The 19,312-nt window shown below is 59.4% G+C and carries 14 protein-coding genes; 6 read left to right on the forward strand and 8 right to left on the reverse strand.

The genetic code is table 11. From position 1 onward, the window contains the following. The first annotated feature begins 141 nt into the window (after positions 1-141). The 3 genes from ACYQ2I_RS08690 (at position 142) to ACYQ2I_RS08700 (ending at position 3,872) form a co-directional block, all read left to right on the forward strand. Entirely contained in the window at positions 142-1,023 is an 882-nt protein-coding gene (locus ACYQ2I_RS08690; RefSeq protein WP_460166617.1) for a phosphoribosylaminoimidazolesuccinocarboxamide synthase, read from the forward strand. Then, entirely contained in the window at positions 971-2,251 is a 1,281-nt protein-coding gene (aroC, locus tag ACYQ2I_RS08695) for a chorismate synthase (RefSeq protein ID WP_460166618.1), read from the forward strand. The genes ACYQ2I_RS08690 and aroC overlap by 53 nt, the downstream gene beginning before the upstream one ends. A 139-nt stretch (positions 2,252-2,390) precedes the next feature. Then, positions 2,391-3,872: a hypothetical protein gene (locus tag ACYQ2I_RS08700; RefSeq protein WP_460166619.1), complete on the forward strand. Its 1,482-nt coding sequence runs from the start codon at positions 2,391-2,393 to the stop codon at positions 3,870-3,872. A 44-nt stretch (positions 3,873-3,916) separates the two neighbouring features. Here the strand turns inward: ACYQ2I_RS08700 and ACYQ2I_RS08705 are convergent, their stop codons facing one another. The 5 genes from ACYQ2I_RS08705 to ACYQ2I_RS08725 form a co-directional block, all read right to left on the reverse strand. Beyond that, positions 3,917-6,835, reverse strand: coding sequence for a cytochrome c biogenesis protein (locus ACYQ2I_RS08705; RefSeq protein ID WP_460166620.1), 2,919 nt, complete (start codon positions 6,833-6,835; stop codon positions 3,917-3,919). A 156-nt stretch (positions 6,836-6,991) separates the two neighbouring features. Beyond that, positions 6,992-9,175: a hypothetical protein gene (locus ACYQ2I_RS08710; RefSeq protein WP_460166621.1), complete on the reverse strand. Its 2,184-nt coding sequence runs from the start codon at positions 9,173-9,175 to the stop codon at positions 6,992-6,994. A 313-nt stretch (positions 9,176-9,488) separates the two neighbouring features. After that, on the reverse strand, positions 9,489-9,764 hold the full coding sequence (locus tag ACYQ2I_RS08715; protein ID WP_460166622.1) for a hypothetical protein: 276 nt from the start codon (positions 9,762-9,764) through the stop codon (positions 9,489-9,491). Positions 9,765-9,854: 90 nt separating this feature from the next. Further along, positions 9,855-11,156, reverse strand: a complete 1,302-nt coding sequence (locus tag ACYQ2I_RS08720) for a helix-turn-helix domain-containing protein (protein WP_460166623.1) — start codon at positions 11,154-11,156, stop codon at positions 9,855-9,857. Positions 11,157-11,261: 105 nt separating this feature from the next. Further along, positions 11,262-11,612: a hypothetical protein gene (locus tag ACYQ2I_RS08725; RefSeq protein ID WP_460166624.1), complete on the reverse strand. Its 351-nt coding sequence runs from the start codon at positions 11,610-11,612 to the stop codon at positions 11,262-11,264. 392 nt (positions 11,613-12,004) lie between these two features. On the opposite strand from ACYQ2I_RS08725, the gene ACYQ2I_RS08730 reads away from it, so the two are divergent. Both ACYQ2I_RS08730 and ACYQ2I_RS08735 read left to right on the forward strand, forming a co-directional pair. Next, positions 12,005-12,646, forward strand: coding sequence for a 7-cyano-7-deazaguanine synthase (locus ACYQ2I_RS08730; RefSeq protein ID WP_460166625.1), 642 nt, complete (start codon positions 12,005-12,007; stop codon positions 12,644-12,646). Between the two features lie 158 nt (positions 12,647-12,804). Continuing rightward, positions 12,805-13,248, forward strand: a complete 444-nt coding sequence (locus ACYQ2I_RS08735) for a 6-pyruvoyl trahydropterin synthase family protein (protein WP_460166626.1) — start codon at positions 12,805-12,807, stop codon at positions 13,246-13,248. 21 nt (positions 13,249-13,269) lie between these two features. Here the strand turns inward: ACYQ2I_RS08735 and ACYQ2I_RS08740 are convergent, their stop codons facing one another. Next, entirely contained in the window at positions 13,270-13,914 is a 645-nt protein-coding gene (locus tag ACYQ2I_RS08740; protein ID WP_460166627.1) for a hypothetical protein, read from the reverse strand. 492 nt (positions 13,915-14,406) lie between these two features. Next, positions 14,407-14,640, reverse strand: coding sequence for a hypothetical protein (locus ACYQ2I_RS08745; protein WP_460166628.1), 234 nt, complete (start codon positions 14,638-14,640; stop codon positions 14,407-14,409). 327 nt (positions 14,641-14,967) lie between these two features. Here ACYQ2I_RS08745 and ACYQ2I_RS08750 point away from each other — a divergent pair, with 327 nt between their 5' ends. Beyond that, a complete protein-coding gene (locus ACYQ2I_RS08750) occupies positions 14,968-17,364 on the forward strand; it encodes a carboxylesterase family protein (RefSeq protein WP_460166629.1) in 2,397 nt (798 codons plus the stop codon). Between the two features lie 23 nt (positions 17,365-17,387). On the opposite strand, the gene ACYQ2I_RS08755 is transcribed toward ACYQ2I_RS08750, so the two are convergent. After that, positions 17,388-19,145: a GntP family permease gene (locus ACYQ2I_RS08755; protein WP_460166630.1), complete on the reverse strand. Its 1,758-nt coding sequence runs from the start codon at positions 19,143-19,145 to the stop codon at positions 17,388-17,390. Between the last annotated feature and the right edge of the window lie 167 nt (positions 19,146-19,312).

Raw genomic sequence — 19,312 nt, forward strand, 5'->3', positions numbered from 1 at the left:
TCATCCGCGGCGAACGCGCGATCTGCGTCTGGTCGGCCGTTCCGTACCGCGGTAAGATACTAGTTCAGCGGTCGGCGAAGGTACCCTCCTGGGGTGGCGCCGCCTTCAGCAGAAGATTTCCGATTTCAGGAGCGAGGTTAGATGACGCGCCCCGTAGTCCTCGAAACCGATTTGCCGTTTCCCGTCCGTCGCGGTAAGGTGCGTGACGTATACGATCTGGGCGATCGTTTGTTGTTGGTAAGTACCGATCGAATCTCGGCTTACGATTGGATTTTGCCGAACGGCATTCCGGACAAAGGACGTGTATTGACCCAAATCGCGGCCTTTTGGTTTGATCTGTTGGGCGTTCCGAACCACGTCGTCACGACCGACGTCGACGCGATGGATCTGCCGGAAGGCGTGGACCGGGAAATCCTTCGAGGGCGAACGACGCTCGTCAAGAAAGCGGAAGTCGTGCCCGTCGAATGTGTGGTTCGAGGCTACCTCTCGGGGTCGGGGTGGCGCGAGTACCGGGAGGCGGGCACGGTCTGCGGGATTCGGTTGCCGGAGGGACTACGGGAAAGCGATAAGCTGCCCGAACCGATCTTCACTCCCGCGACGAAAGCGACCGAGGGCCACGACGAGAACATTTCGTTCGAGCAAATGATCGAAATCACCGGTCGCGAGGTGGCCGAGGAATTGCGACAAAAGAGCATCGATACGTTTCGTCGAGGGGCCGAATACGCACTGGAACGAGGCATCATCATCGCTGATACCAAATTCGAGTTCGGTCGCGTCGACGGGGAATTGATTCTGGTCGACGAAGTGCTCACGCCCGACAGTTCCCGCTTCTGGCCTGCCGATCAGTACGAGCCGGGACATGGTCAGCCGTCGTTCGATAAACAGTTCGTGCGCGATTGGCTCGACTCGACCGATTGGGACAAGAACAGTCCACCGCCGGAGTTGCCGGAGGATATCGTGGCGAAAACGCGTGCCAAGTACGTTGAAGCGTACGAACGACTCACCGGTCGCACGTTCGGGTGAGGAACCGTTTCAACCGGCACGCACGCCGGGAGATACCGGTCGGGCATCGGTTGCCGGCGGAAAGCAAGTAAAGCAGGCAGAGACGACCATGTTGCGTTATTGGACCGCTGGAGAATCGCACGGCAAGGGACTGGTCGCTATCGTCGATGGATTTCCGGCCGGGCTCGAAATCGATACCGAAATCATCGACGCGGAACTGCGACGGCGCCAAGGCGGTTACGGACGAGGCGGACGCCAGCGAATCGAGACCGATCACGTGGAGATTCTCTCGGGAATATGGCGGGGGAAGACGTTGGGAAGCCCCATCGCCCTGCTGGTGCCGAATCGCGATTACAAGATCGAGCGGATGGAGGATCTTGAACGTCCGCGGCCCGGCCACGGCGATCTCAGCGGGGCGGTCAAGTACCTCGGCTCGATTCGTGGAATTCTGGAACGTGCCAGCGCCCGAGAGACTGCCGCCCGCGTTGCGGTCGGCGCTCTCGCACGGCAATTGCTGTCGCTGGTCGGTATCGATTTGGTCGGGTACGTCGTTGAACTGGGGGAACTGAAGTTTCCTCCGCCCGAGGCGGATATTGCCGAACTGCGACGATTGCGGGATGCAAGTATCGTCTATTCGACGCGTCCGGAGCACGATGAACAGGCCAAGGACCTGATCGACACGTGCCGAAAAGAAGGTGACACGCTCGGTGGGATCGTCGAAGTCCGCGTCGATAACGTGCCCTTCGGCCTGGGGTCGCATGCACAATGGGATCGCAAGCTCGACGGACGGTTGGCGCAGGCGGTCATGTCCATTCAGGCCATCAAGGGCGTCGAAATCGGCTTGGGATTCGAGGCGGCGCGACGGCGCGGCTCGCAAGTCCACGACCCGATCCAATTCGATCCGGACGATGTGGAATCTCACCGTTTGGGATATCAGCGGCCCACGAACAACGCGGGTGGGCTTGAAGCCGGAATGACCAACGGCCAGCCGATCGTCTTGCGGGCCGCCATGAAACCGATCAGTACGCTGGCGAAGCCGCTCGAATCGATCAACCTGGCATCGAAGCAGCCCGAATCGGCCAGCTACGAACGAAGCGACGTGTGTGCCGTTTCGGCCGCAGGCGTAATCGTCGAAAACGTCGTGGCCTTCGAGATCGCGGCAGCTTTGGTAGACAAATTCGGCGGCGACAGCGTCGAGGAGATGATCACCCGTGTGCAGCTCTTCGAGTCGATGGCTCGTAAGAGATGAAATGTCCCCTTGTTGGGTGGGTAGATCTGCGTTGCCTTGCCGGACGGTTTCGGGACATAATACGGTCGATTCCATCGTCCGGGCGCGATGATACCGGATGCATCGCCTTCGGCCGGTATTGCAAACAAGGATGTTTGCCATGTCGGAACGCACAACGCGTCGTTTGCTTGTGGGAGTGGTTTTGGTCGGCTGTTTCGGGCCGACGGCGGGAATCGTCGGGCTGAATATCTATCACCGCTCGGACGCGTTTCGAAACCATCTCGTGGACTCATTTCGCCAATGGTGCGCGGCAGAGGCTTCACTCGGAGGCGCAGCCACTCCACGGCCCGGTGTGATTCGTTTGGACGACATCGTTTTGCGTCGCCCCCTGACGGGGACCACCTTCGCGGAAATCGATCAACTTCGCATCGCGTCCGTAGTTGCGGCGGAAGACGATACCGGCCCCGAATCGGCTCGAAGGGTACGGCTCACCTGTCGCAACGTGACGATTTCGGCCGAAGCCTTGCCCGCATTGCGCGAACGCTTGGAAGAAATCGTTGCCGGACGACGCGGCTCCCTGCCCTGCCCGGTCGAATTCGAATTCAGTGAAACGACACTACTCGGCGCCGGCGGTGACGATGCGGCTCCGGCCGTACAAGCGGCACGAGCCCTGCGGGAAATCCGTGGTACGATCGAACCGATCCCGGGCGGGATGGCAGCCGATTTCGTTTGCCGGTTCGATGACGAGGCGGTGGCGCGCTTTCGTTTCGAGGCGGTGGTTGAAAATGGGCTGGTCTTGCATCGTTGCGGTGTCACGACGGGGGAAACGCGAGTCGATAATGCTTTCCTGGGTTTGGTGTGGCCGCAATGGCAAGTGTGGGCTCCGCAGGGACAATTCGCGGGGTACGTCTGGTGCGTCGAACGCGAACCGGGGCGGTGGTCGGGGGAACTGACGGGCGAGATTTCAGGGATCGCTTCGGCGTTGCCGTGGTCGGCCGGAATGCCGGTGAACCACGTGCATGTTTCACAGTTTCGATGGGAACCGGGCGAGATCACGGCGGGACGCATCACCCTGACCGGAGTCGACCGCGAAACCGAGGCTTTCAACGTTTCGTTAGACGTGTGTCGGCGCTGGGCCGCGCATTTCGGGACGTTGTCGGTTCCCGTGACGATGACGCCTTCTTTGCCGAAGACCATCACCGTGCGGCGGGTAGGTGCCGAGTTCTACTTGCTGCCCGAAGGTGTTTATGTTCGCGGCACCAAGGACATGATTCGCCAAGATTGCCTCGCCGAGGGGGAAAATAACCAACTCATCGTCGTCACCGGCAATCAACCGATACCCTGGTCACAAGTTCTGTCATTGATACGCTCGTCGTTGGAGGATAGCGAGCTTTCGACGTCGGTAAAGCATTGGGGGCTGTTGCAGCTTGCCGACCGCATGCAGAAATCACGGCAGGAAGAACTGCCGGTGATGACCGAGACTGTGAGGCCTGCCGTGATCGGCTCCTCCCTCGGAAACTTACCGTCGGCATCCGTAGTCCCAAGCTCGCCCGAACCAGGATACGGAGCCCCACCGGGCGACGCAGAAGGCAGCTCGGCGCGGGAAAACGTTTCGGCGGCAATTTCGTTGCCCGTGCAATAGTTCCGCCGGCCGACTACGCGAACGGCAAAGCGTTCGTCTCGACTCTACGAGACGGCTTTTTCGACGCTCGTGTTCGTGTCGGGTTTCGATTCTTCAGCCCGCAAAGAGTCGGGAGGCGATTCGGGCGGATGGTCTCTCCGGTCCGATGAGGACATTTCTTTTCGATAACGGAGATAGGCGGCTCCCACGAACAGGAGATTCAGCGTGAAGAACGCGACGATGTATTCGCCACCGCCGCCGCCTTCCCCGGCGTACGAATGTAAACCTGGTCCCATCAAGAAATTCACACCATACCATGCCCACACGATGGCAATCATCCCGAATACGGAACCTGCGGCCAAGCCGAACGTGTTGAGCCATCTCGCGTAGCGTCCGTGCATGATTACCATGTACACAAGAATGGAGATCAATGCCCAGACTTCCTTCGGATCCCAGCCCCAGAAACGTCCCCACGACCGATCGGCCCACACGCCGCCGAGAATCGTGCCCGCCACCAGGAGCACGACGGACACCTTGACGGCCTTGTACATGTACGGCCCCAGGTCGAGACACGGTTGCGGCGGATACACGGCGGTTGCCGACCCGGTGCCGCCCCCGGCCGGGCGGTGGACTTCTCCCGTGGTCGTGGTTTCCTCGCCGGACAGCTCGCGCCGACGGTACTTGCCGAACAGGTAGTAGAACAACGCGGCGTTGCCCAGTCCCCAAGCCAGCAATCCTCCTCCGTAGCCGGCGGTAACGGTCAGCACGTGCGCGAAAAGCCACATCCGGTCGCGCAAGATCGGTTGAATCGACGTGATGTTGCTGTTCCAAACGGGAGTAAAGTACGCAACGACTGCAACCAGGAACGCGAGCGCAGCTCCGGCTTTGGCGAACGGAATACGCCGCACGCATTCGTCGGTCGCCGTCCAAACGCGACCCTTGGCGAGCGATGCGGGAATCGTTACCGCGGCAAATACCACGGTGAGGACGGCACGCGGAACATACCACGAAGCCGACAGCAAAATCAGGATTCCCACCGACCATCCCAGCAAACTGTTGACCAGGACCCCGGTGGCGGCTCCTCGAGCCGTGGCGTCCAAGAGCCCTTCAGGCAATAGGTCGAACACGGGCCTGTTGGCTGCCGCGCCGTACGGTCGAACAGCCAACAGGTAGAAGAGGAGGCCGGTCAATAATGCCCGCGGCAGAAGACTCGCGATCGGCACGATCTTCGCCCAACGAGACGAGTCGTCACGAAGCGCCTTGGTCTCCCACGTTCCGGGGATTCCGGTCATGCGCCACGCGCGAGTGAGCCCTTCCCCGTACAACGGCCGCAGTGAAAAACCGATCGCCAGTAGGCCCATCACGAGCGATACGAATACCACGCTCTCGAACATGTTCGTGACCGGCGCCCAACCGGTGATCAGAACGCGCAGTACAAAACCGTAAATCGTAACGGCCTGCGCAACGATCAAGAGGATGATCCCGAACCAGAACAGCGGCGAACGAAGCCTGCCGACCGACAGTACCAAGACCAGGAACGCGCACAGGTTGACGACCCAAGACCACAGAAACGGATCGAAACGGTAATAGTGAACTTCTCTCAAGACGTATCCCGGCGGCGGATACGCGGTTTGCGCGAGTACGTCCCGGCTGGAGTCCGGTACGTCGAGTTCCCGACGAAGCGGCTCGACGGCCTCGCCGATGCTACGCAGGGCCGACCGGAAATCCACCAGTGCACGTCGGAATGCTTCGGCGCGGTTCGGATAATCTCGATCGCGGTACACCTCCGTCGCGTGGTCGAATGCGATTCTCGCCTTTTGGAGTTCGTCCTTGGGATATCCTCGCAATAGTTCGTCCGAGCCGTGAAGCAACGCGGGCAAGCTGATCCACGGTTGCAGGGCGATATCCGATTCACGATCGACGATCAAGCACACTTCATACAGTGCCGGAACGACATGCAGCGTGAACGTGCCTTGTTCGTACAGGAACAGGTGTAAAGATTGAACTTGCCGGTCTAATGCCTTTGTCTTTGTGGACAATGTCAACAAGGCGGCCCGGATCGACTTCATTCGCTCCGCATCGGTTGCCGAATCTTGCCGTCCTCGTTCATCGAGTTGCCGAAGCGATTCGACGATGCGGGTGGTCTGTTGCTTCAAGTCGACCAGGACGGCATCGAATTCGGAGAGCTCACCCCCCTTGGAGACAAGGTTCGTCAGTTTGTCGAAGTCGCCGGAAATTGTCTCGATGGGGTTGTCATCTCCGAAGAGTCCGATGGACGAAAGGCCGCTCAGCTCCGGCTCCAGTTCTCGCCAATTGCCGAGAGCATCGCGCAACGTCGCAAAGAAGGGACGCGACTCACCGGGACGCCTTACGGGAGAATACGAGAGCAACCGAAACGTTTGATACGCCGTCCACAGTTCTTGAGCCTTGCGGTCGACCCCGACCAGCCGAAATGTGCGCCCGCTCGATTCAACCGCTTCACGACGACGCATTAAGTCTTCCATCCAGGCCTGGAACGCCGAAGCCTTGGCTACTTCGGCCGGCGACACGAAGTTGATCCGCTTGCCCGCAGGATCGTTCACGGGAAGCCCCAGCAAGTCTCGTCGTAGTTCTTCGTGCGCGGCAGGCAGGAAGGCAACGTGTTCCCAGCGTTCCGGTTCGACAATCCAACTGAATATTAGTTCGGCCGGGGTGAATTTCCGGGGAGTGCCGTCCGGAAACAGCGGTTTCCATTGATCGTCCGGGGCATCTCGAGGCGGAGACAACGTAGGGCTCTTCTTTCCGCAGATTGTGTCCGCCATTTCTCGAGCCCAGCCCAGGATCGGTTTGATCCGACCATCGTCGTAGATTGGGATCTCTTCCCACACGGACCAATCGAGTTGATCGTTGGATGCGGCGGCGACCGATTTCGGCGTCGAGACGCCGGAGGACATCCAGAGGCCGCATGTCGTCACGAGAATTACGAAAACACGAAGACGAAACATGAATGACCCTTTGACGGTGAAGAAAGGCATACCCGAGCGTCGTACCGTTCTTGAAATCATATCCGGTGCGGCAACGAATTCAGGCAGTGATTCGCGTTTGACCGAGTTTCCGGACCCGTAACGTGAGTAGGAAGCTTTCGGCATTGCTTCTCATGTCTACGGGGTCAGTGTGGTTTCGGACCGGTTTTGATCGTTATGGGGTTTGTCGTCGTTACGTCGTGACGATGCGGGCGATTCGGGCGTTCTGCGCCGGAAGAAATAGGCTTTCATAAAGAACATGACGGCAATCCCGGCTACGATCATCAACGAACCAAAGTATTTGAGGCCTCGGCCCGGGTCATAATTCAGCGTGAAGTGGGACACGTAGATTTCTTCACGTTGCTCGGCGGCTGCAAAGTCGATCGGGAAACCGGGATCGCCCGGTCGGAAGGGACCGCTGAACGATGACTGGTACACCCGAAACATGCGACGCGTTCGCGGATCGGTGAACGGAACGGGATGATTCAATTCGATCCGGACATCTTTCGCCGTCAAGCGGAGACGCGTTCCGTCTTCGTCGACGATTTCTTGGAAAGAATCGGTCGTGCTTTCTTCCGGTCCGATCAAATCGACCGGGAGGAACAGATCGACGCTGCTGGCGTAGTAGGCAGGCTGACGCGTGCCAGGGTCCATCTTGCGTTCGAACTTGTTCAACTTCACGCGAAAGCCCGTGTCGAAGGTGTCGCGAGTGAGCCGAAGCCGGACGGCTCGGCCTTCCCCCCGGCAAGTGATGGTTGCGTCTTCTGCGGCTGTTCTCATACGCGGATCGACGTCGCTGATCCATCGCTCGACGGTGTTCCCGTCGACCGTGAGGCGTACTTTGACCCGCGGCGTCGTCATGCCTGTTCGCCCCACGTTTCCTGATCGGCGAATCGGCAAGGGGGCCGTGACCTCCCCTTCTTCTGCGAACGGCAAGAGTGTGTCGACCACCATTCGCGTTTCCCAGGGGCTGCCGGCCAACGCCGTTGCCTTTCGGCGATCCAACGGAAGTTCGAAAAACTCGGTCACCCCGCCTCGCCAAGTTCGTACCAGCAGTCGAGGCGTAGCCGTTTGGCAAATCTCGATTCGCGGACTTCGGACGGCTGCGGCCACCTCGCCCATCAACATCTCGTGCGGAGACGAAGCATCAGTCTTCGGCAGTACCCAGTACGCTCCGAACACTTCATGTTTGCGGGCTTGACGCGAAAAATGCGGGTGGGTTGCGAACAAACTCATTTCCTCCGCCGGGCCTTCGCCGCCGGATACTTCAAGGACTACGCCGAGGCTGCTTTCCCGCAACGATTTGACCGTCACCTCGATCGACGTGTTCGGAAGTTCGATTTTCTTTCCGACCGCATCGTCGTCCAACGGCAACACGAATCGCTTGCCCTCCGCGTACAGGATGACAATGCCTTGCTCGGGCAAAGGGGCGAGTTCCTTGGGAGAGGGAACGCAATGCCGAAAAGCCTCGGCTTCGGCAGGTGACCCGGCGACGGTGTAAACCAGCCGGACGCCGTTCCCCAGTGTTTCTTCCGAGGGGGCTACGGCGAGGCCCTGGGCGGCGGCTTCGTTGCCCAGGGGACGCAATCGCATGGTCAACGGTTCCCAGTCCCCTGCCTTGCCCGACGCGTCGCGCGACGAGACGTAAAGTGTCAGCAGCCCGCCCTCGATGATTTCGGAATCGGCATAGTAGTCCAGCGTTTCGAGTCGAATGCCGTCACGGTCGTACAGCACGCCGCGGTCTCGGACGGCAAGATTCCAGGGGAATGCAGGTAATTTACCGGGCGCGGCCCAGAATAGCGAGGTCCAGTCACTGTAGCTGCGCCAACTGAACGGACCGGGATTGAAAGAAACCTTTTGTTTGTCGGGGTTGCCGTGATCGTCGTTCTTGTCGATCGTCAGTTCGAAATGGTGTGAATCGCGGACGGCAATGTGGTTGAGTGCCCCCTCTTGAACCGAAAGTGTCGCCTCGATGCCACGAAGCGCGCTGACGAGACAGCCGATCAACAGCACGAGCAGACCGGCGTGAGTGATTACGAAGCCGGTTTGATACCGTTTCCAGGGATACCGGATCAATGCGGCAAACAGAATGTTGATGCCTAACAGGGTGCCCAGCAAATAGAACCACCACGATTGATAGACGGCGAATTGTGAGGCGGCCGGGCCGATACCTTTTTCGATGAACGTGGCTACCGCCAAGACGACCACCAACACCGAAAGCAGGATGACCGCCAGGCGAAGCGAAGCCAGGAACTCAATCGTTCCGTAAACGATGCGGACAGCAAGCGGTTGGCCGGGGCGCTGTAGGCGATAGCGAGGCATGTATGATCCGGTACAAAAGACGAATTCCGGGTAATGATCCGAGCGGCCCGCACGTCCCTTTTTCCGGTCGGCGACCACCCGATGTCGCTTGCGCGTCGCAACTGGGTGGGGAGACGTCCAGGCTGCTCTTTCGTGCGAATCCGTAAAGGACCGGGAGTGCGTCCCGTCGGATTCGCTCGCGTGTGCCGGGGCCTCCGGTTGCGAAGATTCGACAGCGCAAGATCGAAAACGAACCAACTCGGTTGATTATACGCAGCAGCAGAGCGAGAAAACAGGCGACGCCCGTCTACCTGATTCCGGTTAGCTTGATCTGTCAACGTCGCTGACTGTCCGCGTTGTCGGGGGCCGTTCGCCCGTTGTCGAGTTGGGCCAGCCGTTGTTCGGCGAGATAGAGTTTCAAGGCCAACTCTTCGGCGTGGCGTTTCACGTTGGCCAGCTCGGTTTCCAACGCCATGTTTTTTTCGCCCAACGCCCGACTTTCGGCCTCGAGCCGATTGTACTTCGAGGCCGACACGACGCAGCCGCTGCCGGAAAGCACACCGGCAACCAAGACTGCAAGGGCGATGCATTTGACCGTCGAGGTTTGCACGACTCGCCTCCTTTCGAGTCGAACGGGGAGCCGACCGTCCTGCCGCCGGCGGTACTAGTCGCAGCGGCGGGACGATGGCGTCGTTGTCGGTTAAGGCAGCATTTCCAGGATCGCGTCCATGATCGTGCTGTTGAGAGAGTACGGTCCTTGCCAGCTCCACATGTTGCGCAACAGGTCGAAGCACATCATCCCGCACAAAATCAACAAAACGGCACAGATGATGAGCATCGTAACCCAAAGCGTTCCCCATGGGGCTTCCGCCGGGGCGGCAGCCGCACCGTAGGCTGCCGGTTGCGCGACCGGGCCGCCCGGTTGCGGCGCAAATTCCGGTTGTGCCGCAGCCGGTTGAATGGCGGGTTGGGGTATTTCCATTCCCGGCGTGGGAGGAATCGGACCGGCGCCCGCGGCCGGCATTTCAGGCATTCCACCGGGAGCCGCCGGCGGTTGCATGCCGCCAAGGACACCTGCCGGTTGGGCACCAGCACCGGCAACATCAACGGGAACATCAGTATCCAGCGCGATGACCTGGGAACCGCTGGCCGATTCATCCTCGCTGACCTCTTCCAGCGGTGTCAGCAGGAATTCGTCGTCGGTTTTCAGTTGAGTCGGCGATTCGGTATCGACATCTTCGGCGATCGTCAGGATGTCATCTTCACCGAGTTCGAGCGAGTCGTCGACCGGTGCCAATTCCAACGGGTCCTCGAGTGAAATGCCGCTGTCGTTCGAGTCGAGAAGAGAAATGCCGCTGTCGCCGGAGAGGGTGATGTCACTTCCGCTGCCGCTGCCCCCCAATACAAGATCGTCGTCCTCCAGCTTTTCGGATCCGGGCGAGAGGTCGACGGAGGAGTCGGGTTTCGACTCGGCTGCCTCGCCGCTGGTGTCCGCGGCAAGGTCCAGTTCTTCCGGCGAATCACCGGCTTCAGCGGCTTCGAGTTCGAGCGGCTCGGCGTCGCCGACTTCTTGGCTTTCGCCGAAGCCGTTGACCTTGGCGTCCATCTCCACCGAAGCGAAATCACCTTCGTCGAGCAGGTCCAGGTCGCTGCCGCCCAGCTTTATATCACTGACGCCTTCGCCTTCCGCAGAATTACTGCTGCCGATTACCGTGCCCGATGCTTCGCTGTCGGCCAAGGTCGACAGGTCGTCACCCATGAGAACGATTTCATCAGTTTCGGACGGTGCTTTCTCACCCTCATTCGAATCGAATTGCGACGAGGAAACCACATCTTGACGTCGCTGACGAACAAGGGCTTCGACGTCTTCAACTTTGAACTTCCAGTCCATGCCGTCCCGGAATCCTCGCAACTCGTTGCGTTCCCGCATGGCGTTCACCTCGGCGGGAGTGAGTCCGAGAATCTTGGCTGCTTCGTCGGTGGTATAGAATTTCTTGTCCATTCCGGAACTCCTGGAACCGATATCGTTCCTCCTCGACGCGACTCGTCCGTTGCGGGGCCGGGCGCGAAACACGCCGGTGCTCGACACCTCGCGCCGAATTGCGTCTCAAGGAGCTTGTGATTGATAAGCCGATTCGAGTTCCCGCGGTGTGGGATTCACCGCGTTGAACTCGGTCATCAACAGGTCCCATCGGAGCGAGCGTACACTTCGCAACGCGATCTGACCGGTGGTCGTATCGACGTGGTACACGGCCATCACCTCGCGTTGCGGGTGAATGACGGTGATTTGCTGAGCGTGAGGCCCAGCCTCGACCGACAACGCAATCAGCCCGTCGGCTGCCGCCGGTAACCGAGGTTCCGCCACCGGTGCGGCCTGTGGCTGATCGCCGCGAACGAAAAGTCCGACGACGCCGATCGCACACCCTGCGATGACCATTGTCCCAAGGGCTCGCCACATCGTCTTCACACCTCCTCTGGTGGTAATGTGGGCAACCTGGGACCTTTACAATTTATTGTAAAAGCCCCCGGCCGTATTGCAAGAAAATTCAACGGGTTACGACGAAACGCCCATGATTGGGAAACATCTCGCGTACGCTATAATTGACGTAGTCGGCACTTCCGACACACTCAGATTCCGTAGACGCCGCCGGAAGCCGCTTCGGGCTTTTCGTGTGGTCCAAGATTGCTTTTCGAGGGGAGTCTACCAATCCCTCTCGATTGTCTCAAGGTTGGCCGCTCACGCCCCTGTGAACTACCGAATATGCAGGTAAATGCGCCGTGAATGAACGACCATGCAAGGAAAGTGCACCCTTTAGAGGGGTCGGTTCTCCTTCTCGCAAGGGTGAGCGTGTGGCGGTCTTGTTCAGCGGAGGGTTGGACAGCACGGCCGTGTGTCGGCGATTGTTGGAGCCGGGGCGTTCGGTAATGCCTCTCTATGTGCGATCCGGGCTCTTCTGGGAGGACGCCGAGGTCCGGGCTGTCCGACGGCTGGTCGATTTGTTGGCTCCTTTCGGGCTGAAGCCGCCTAAGCTGTTGGATGTGCCCGTTGCAGACGTGTATGGCGATCACTGGAGTGTGACCGGTCGCAGCGTACCTGATGCCGCATCGGAGGATACCGAGGTCTATTTGCCGGGTCGAAACCTTTTCTTGCTTGCCAAAGCCGCACTTTGGTGTTCGCGGCAAGGTGTCCGGCAATTGGCGATCGGTGTGCTTGACGGCAACCCCTTCGGCGATGCGAACGGACGTTTTTTTCGGCTGTTCGAGCAACTAGTGGCCTGTTATCCCGATGAGACGATCGAAATTATCCGGCCGTTGGCCGGTATGACCAAAGCCGACATTGTCCGCGAGCTGCCTCCGGAGATTTCGGCGGCCACGTTTTCGTGCCTGCGGCCGGTCGGTGAAATGCATTGTGGACAATGCAATAAGTGCCGTGAGCGCAGGCAAGCATTCGCCGATGTGGGGGTATCGGACCCGACATCGTATGCCGGGTAGTTGTCTGAGCGCTTCGTTGGTAAACAATGAATGCGTCGGATACCTCGGCTGCTCTGAGCCGAGAGACGCGACGGCGACTTTTGGGCGGGAATGCATCCCGTCGCCCCAGTCGCCGATTGAGGAACGAACGGGAACGACCGTCGACGTACGACGGATGAATGCGAATTGAGGAAAGCATGTACCACGTCTCGCGGGAAATCGAGTTTTGTTACGGCCATCGATTGCTCAACTACCCCGGCAAGTGCCGACATTTGCACGGACACAATGGACGACTGATCGTTTCCTTCGCCGGAGGCGGACTCGATGACTTGGGAATGGTGCTCGACTTCGGCACGATCAAGCAGATCGTCGGCAAATGGATCGACGAAAATCTCGATCACAAGATGATCCTGTGCCGGGACGATCCACTGATTCCCCATCTGGAACAGTTGCAGGAAGAGTTCTTCGTCATCGATGCCAACCCGACGGCCGAAAACATTGCGAAGTTGGTTTACGATTACGCAAAACAGCAGGGTTTGCCGGTCGTCGGCGTGAAACTTTGGGAAACCCCGCGGTGTTCGGCCACCTATGGTGAATATCCCTCGAGCAGCGCCGAGGAATGACGCGAGATGCCGTGGTGGTGGCTACGGCTTCAGGTCGAGGCTTTCCAGATCCAACGGGTTGGTGTTCCGAAACGTGTGCACGAGCGGTTCTTGGCCCGGTTGGGCCGACCAAGACATCCAAGCAAACTCTCGATCGCCGATGAGGTCCACCGGGCGCGCAAACCACTCACCCATTTGCGTCAGGGCCAATTCGTCGGTGATGCCCGACCTTGCCAAATGACGTGAGACGATGAGAACTTTGTACTTGCCCGGTGAGGGCAACACGACGCTGAATGTTCCGTCGGACGTTGCGCGGGTATATCGACCGCCGATTTGTTCGAGGCTTTCTAAAGTAGAGGCTGGCGGCGAGGTGTTTTCCCATGTTCGAAATCCCTCGATAGAAAGCGGGGAATGGGGACGCTTGTCGGCCGGAACGACGAGCACGACGGCCTGTTCATCCGGAATGAGCGTGTTTTCTCCTTTTGCGTAGAACACTTTGCCGTCGAACAAGATGGGATCGGCCGGTTGCGGGGGCGGGGCGGCGCGATGCGACGCGGTCTCGACTTCGCCTGTGGACTCGGTAGCAGCGAGCTGATAACCCAGGAAAAGGCTGCCCAAGGAAGCCGTCAGCAATAGCAGGAAGTACGCGCCCAGCGCCGAACGACTAACGAGGATGCTGTTGCGCAACCGGCGATCGCTGAATTCTCGGAAGGCAAGCCGGCCATCTGTCTCAGCTGCCGAGGGGTCGTCGTCAGAATGTCGAACGCTCATCTCAAGGGAAGATTTCCCGTCGAGTTTCCCTGAAGAACGCTTCTTTGCCTCGGAAACAGCGGGCGACCGGTCGTCCGAGGGGGCGATCGCTTCTGCACTGCGATGCTGGCGCAATCGGCGGGCTTTCTCGCGTGCGACGGGATCGGATTCGGTGGGAACGGTTTGCGAGTTGCCGCAACGAGGGCATTGGATCGTCGTGCCGCTTTTTCGCCGAGCGATCGACAGTAGACCTTCGCAGTTCGGACAAAAGAAGTGAATGGGCATCGTGCTGGCGAGCGTCGGCTCATGCTGGTGGTGTGCAAAAGACGCGTCGCCCGAAACGGCGACATGCCCTACACCGCTATTTTAAGCATACTCGATCCTTCGGGTGCCGTCTTGTCGCGCGCCCGTCGAAGTTCGACGACATACTCAGTCTGCGTTTGGTGGATCGTCGTCTGAAGGGCCGGAGGACAGGCTTGCTGCGATCAGATAGCCGACAGTCAACAACAGACAGACGACGTCGATGGCCAGCAAAACCCCGACGCCGAGAGCCACATACCTCGACGCAATCGCTCCGGCGACGTCCCCTAGTGCATCCAACACGGTGGCCGTGACCAAGATCGCCGCGAGTCCGACGACGCCCGCAAAGGCCGCAGTCGTCATGAATGCGATCGCAACTTTCCAAGAATGCGCCGGTCGCATAATGGGCATAATCCTCCTAAACCTTCTTGTTTGTATGATCTTCCGGGCAACCGGCAACGTTGTCAAGCGAGACGGATGGAGCCGCTTGTGATAATCGACGGCTCGACAGGAAATATGCAAGCGAAGGGAATGGAGGGTGGTACAATAGCGCACAGTCTCATGGCGGAGGCCGTAACCTCGTGCCGAGGGAGACGCGGTACCTAGGCAGGAAATGACGCGCACAATTGGGGGTGATGGGCAAGTTTGGTGATATGAAGCAACCGGCAGGGAATTAACGAGAGAAGAGCCATGACGGAGCGAAGTCACCGGCGGATGCGAACGAACCGGCGATGGGGCGGCCGACTTTGCTTGTCGGCCATTTTCGGTGTGGCGGCACTGGCCGGGCTGTGGAACCCGGACGTCGTCGCCGAAGAAGTCGTGTTGAAAAACGGTTGGGTACTGAGCGGCAGTTTGGGCCAGGTGACGGGGCTTGTCGAGTTGCCGAAGCCGCTCAGTGAGGACGGCGGCGACATTCCCTTGATCGTTTTCGTGGATGACGAATTGCGCCGCACCTACGTCGCGAAACGCCAGATTCTAGAGATTCGCCCGGGCGAAGTGAACGAGGTCCTCGAGCGGTTTACGATACCGCAGCGAGTCAAACTGGCGGGACCGGCAATCGGCTCGGTCGGGATGCCGCTGCGGGTGACGCCGTTCGATGAATATGGAAGGCGCATTTTTACGATGCGCGGGGCGAAGGGCCCTATCGACGTCGTCCAAGGGATTACGGAAATCACCCCCAAGTGGACGCGTGTTCGCGGGCTTACCCACTACTGGGACATGCGGATGGCCACGACCTCCATTCCGCCGGAAACCCTTTATCGCATTCTCACGGGGCGAAACGACAATCCGGACGTTGATCTGCGCAAGAAAATTGCGCGGTTCTTCATCCAAATGCAACGCTACGAGGACGCGGTCAAAGAGCTGAAGGCAATTCTCGAGGACCCGACCGTCGAAGACGAAGAACGAGATGCCCTTCGAGCGACGTTACGATCGCTGCAATCGTTGGCTGCCCAACGTTTGTTGGGCGAGTTGCAAATGCGACGGCAGGCGGGCCAACATCGGTTGGTCTTCGATTTGTTGAATCGATTTCCTTCTGAGAACGTGGGCGGAGAACTGCTCCAACAGGTGCGTCAAATCGTCGACGAATACAAGCAACAATCCGACGAGGGGCGACGGCTCGTGACGCGATTGGAAGAATTGGTGGACGAGATACCGTCGACCGGCGTTCGCGAAGAGCTGGCACCGATCTTGGCCGAGATCAAGCAAAAGCTCGATTTCGACACGCTCCCTCGTTTGGCGACGTTCGCCCAATTAGTCGACGACGACACGCTGTTGGCCGAAGAACGGGTGGCCTTGGCCGTCAGCGGGTGGTTCGTAGGCGCGAACTTGGCGGGAAGACGATTGCCCGTGGCGCTCTCGCTGTACCGTGTGCGAGAACTCGTACGACGGTATCTTACCGCCGAGGATGCCTTGACCCGCAGCGAAGTTCTCAAGGAGTTGGAAGGTGAGGAAGGGGCTACGCCGACATACGTATCGGCCGTGTTGGCCCATATGGAACCGGTCGACGCGCCGGAATTGTCGGAAGAAGCGGGGGGCTATTTCGTCGTCGACGTCCCGGAGACGGTTCCCGAACGGGCGAACCGGTATCTTGTGCAGCTTCCTCCCGAATACAATCCGTTGCGAAAGTATCCCACGATCGTGACATTGCACGGGGCGGGAACGACGGCTGCCCAGCAAGTCGATTGGTGGGCGGGAGAACGTACAGAAAACGGTGTTCGATTAGGACAGGCCGGACGGCACGGCTACATCGTCGTTGCGCCCATGTGGACCACCGAGCATCAATCGCGCTACGATTACTCGCTACAAGAACACTTGGCCGTGTTGCATGCCGTCCGAGATGCATGCCGTCGCTTTTCTATCGACACCGATCGACTGTTCTTGTCGGGGCATTTCATGGGGGGCGACGCGGCGTGGGATATCGGGTTGGCACATCCGAGTATGTGGGCCGGGGTAATTCCGGTGTGCGGACGTTCCGATCGCTATTGCTCGTTCTATTGGCCGAACGCCAAGTTGCTTCCGTTTTATGTCGTGATGGGAGAACTCGACGGTTCTTTGCTGAAGGATAATTCCCGAGATTTGGATCGTTGCCTGCGGACCGCCTCGCCGACGATCGTCGTCGAATATTTGGGACGCGGCCGTGAGAATTTTTCGGATGAGATTCTGAGAATCTTCGATTGGATGGGCCATCAACAGCGAATCGCTTTTCCGCAGGAGTTCGAAGCCGTTACGATGCGCGAATGGGACGATCGCTTTTGGTATGTCCAAATCGAAGGTCTGCCGCCGGCGGTGGCGACCGATCCGGCATTGTGGCCGCCGCGTGCTCCCAGAACCATGAGAATTACGGGGAGTCGGCCGTCGCCGACCAGCAACAAACTGTTCGTGCGCGCGGGCGCATCGTTGGCGACCGTGTGGCTTTCGCCCGAGTTGGTCGATTTCGAGGAACGTTTTTCGCTGAGCATCAACGGTCGAACGATCGACTCTCGCGACGTCTCACCAAGCGTGGCGACGATCCTGGAAGACGTGCGACTGCGAGGGGACCGGTTGCATCCGTTTTGGGCCAAGGTGGAAGTCGGCACCTCTCGGTGATCCGGCGCGTGCCGTGTCCCCTGTTACACGAGCGGGAAGCACCAAGCAGCCGCCAGCGCGAACAGGAAGGCCGTCGTGCCCAATATGGCTACCGGCAGGGTCCAGGCTTTGAGCGTTTCGCTCTCTGTGAAAACGCTCATACGAGACACGACCCAGAACCCGCTGTCGTTCATCCAGCATCCCACCAGTGAGCCTGCACCGATTGCCAAGGCAAGATAGACCGGGTGGCAATGCAGGTTTTCGGCCATCTGTTGAGCCGAAGGAAACATGCCGGCGAAGATCGACGACACGGTAAGCATGGCGACGGTGCTCGACCCTTGGGCCATCTTGATCAGGGAAGCCAGTGCGAATCCGGCGACCAAAAGGAGAATTCCCGGGGGAATCGTACTGTTCGCGCCGATGTGCTGCCGCACGTAATCTTGCAAGCCCGACTGTTGCAAAGTACCCCCGAAGGCACCTCCCGCCGCTGTAATCAAGATAATCACACCGCCGCTCATCAGAGCGGTTTCGGTCGTCTTGCCCAGTTGTTGCAAAGTCAGTTTGCGGTGGCGTACCAGTGTGTACATCGCGATGACCGCTGAAAGCAACAGCGCAAGGTTCGCGTTGCCGAAAAAACCGGTGAGCGAGGCCACGCGCTGCCAGGTCGTTTCGACACGTGCTTCGGGAAGGGCAAGATCGATAATCGTCCACGATACGAGCATCGTCTCGGCCGTCGAGCGCTCATCCGGCGGTATTAGCGTGAGCCGTTCAACGTTTCGCGGAAGTGTGAGACCGGCCGCGCCGGGTAGCGTCTCGGGGACCCCGCGTGCGGCGAGACCGTCAAGAGCCTGAGCGATCGTATCGGCGAGCGTTGTCGGCTCGAGGTCCGAGCGAAGTTGCGATTGTATGCTTTCCGGTAAGGTTTCAGCGAGTGCCGTAACCAAGGGAGACGCTTTCGCTTTGTCGTCCAGGCTTTCGGCCAGCTTCTCGGCGAGAACATCGGGACGTGATATTCGCCCTTGCGCACGAAGGCTTTGTAATTCGCGTTGTTGGACGACACCGACGATCGTATTCGCCGAAATCAACACGACCGGCAAAACCACCGGCAGCAACGACAACGTCAGCGGCGGCAAGGCGTTATCCGGCTCCGCTGCCGTATCCTGTTCCTCACCCGGGTAGGGCCGCATTGGGAGTTGAAGCCATCGGTCGAAGAGCCGAGCAAGAACAAGGGCGACGAGTGCGGTCGGAAGTCCGACGATCACACCCATCATGATCATCATGCCCAACTCGACGCCCAGGTTGTCGGCAACCGCCAACGGTCCCGGGGTGGGCGGAACCAGGGTGTGCGTGATCGCCGCGCCCCCGCCGATCGCCAGGATGTACGTCAGATAACCGCGACGAGTTTGGCGGTGAAGCGATCTGGCAAGCGGGACGAGCAAGTAAAAGACGGTATCGAAAAACACAGGGATCGACAGCAGGAACCCGCTGCCCAACAGGGCGAAGCCGGCTCGCTTTTCACCGGTTACGTTCATGCATGCGCGAACGATGCGGTCCGCGGCACCGCTGTCCATTAGGCATTTTCCGATGATCGCCGCCAAGGCGATGACGATGCCGATGTTGCCGGCCGTCTTTCCGAACGCTCCTGCAGCAGCACGGATGCTGTCGTCGGTCGGACCGCCCGAAAGAACGGCGACGACGATGGCCGCCGTGATCAACGCGATGAAGGCGTTTACCCGCAAGACGAGAATCAATCCGACGACGGTGACGACGCCGCACGCAACGATCAAGAGTGGGTGAAGCATGGTTGTTGCAAGGCAGTGGAATGGCTTGGGGCAGACCCTACGGCAAACAGACCACAGAAGAACCTGTGTGCCGTGCGATCGTACCCTGCCCTGCGGTGTCCTTCAACACCCGACCGCGTTTCGTGGCGATCGCGAACCTCGCAACACCACGCAATCAGCGTTGGTGG

The organism is Thermostilla marina, from assembly GCF_054657455.1.

Bases quoted from the DNA above. Each gene is read 5' to 3' on its own strand.
- ACYQ2I_RS08690 (WP_460166617.1), top strand. From the start codon at position 142: ATGACGCGCCCCGTAGTCCTCGAAACCGATTTGCCGTTTCCCGTCCGT.
- ACYQ2I_RS08700 (WP_460166619.1), top strand. From the start codon at position 2,391: ATGTCGGAACGCACAACGCGTCGTTTGCTTGTGGGAGTGGTTTTGGTC.
- ACYQ2I_RS08705 (WP_460166620.1), bottom strand. From the start codon at position 6,835: ATGTTTCGTCTTCGTGTTTTCGTAATTCTCGTGACGACATGCGGCCTC.
- ACYQ2I_RS08710 (WP_460166621.1), bottom strand. From the start codon at position 9,175: ATGCCTCGCTATCGCCTACAGCGCCCCGGCCAACCGCTTGCTGTCCGC.
- ACYQ2I_RS08720 (WP_460166623.1), bottom strand. From the start codon at position 11,156: ATGGACAAGAAATTCTATACCACCGACGAAGCAGCCAAGATTCTCGGA.
- ACYQ2I_RS08725 (WP_460166624.1), bottom strand. From the start codon at position 11,612: ATGTGGCGAGCCCTTGGGACAATGGTCATCGCAGGGTGTGCGATCGGC.
- ACYQ2I_RS08735 (WP_460166626.1), top strand. From the start codon at position 12,805: ATGCGAATTGAGGAAAGCATGTACCACGTCTCGCGGGAAATCGAGTTT.
- ACYQ2I_RS08745 (WP_460166628.1), bottom strand. From the start codon at position 14,640: ATGACGACTGCGGCCTTTGCGGGCGTCGTCGGACTCGCGGCGATCTTG.
- ACYQ2I_RS08750 (WP_460166629.1), top strand. From the start codon at position 14,968: ATGACGGAGCGAAGTCACCGGCGGATGCGAACGAACCGGCGATGGGGC.
- ACYQ2I_RS08755 (WP_460166630.1), bottom strand. From the start codon at position 19,145: ATGCTTCACCCACTCTTGATCGTTGCGTGCGGCGTCGTCACCGTCGTC.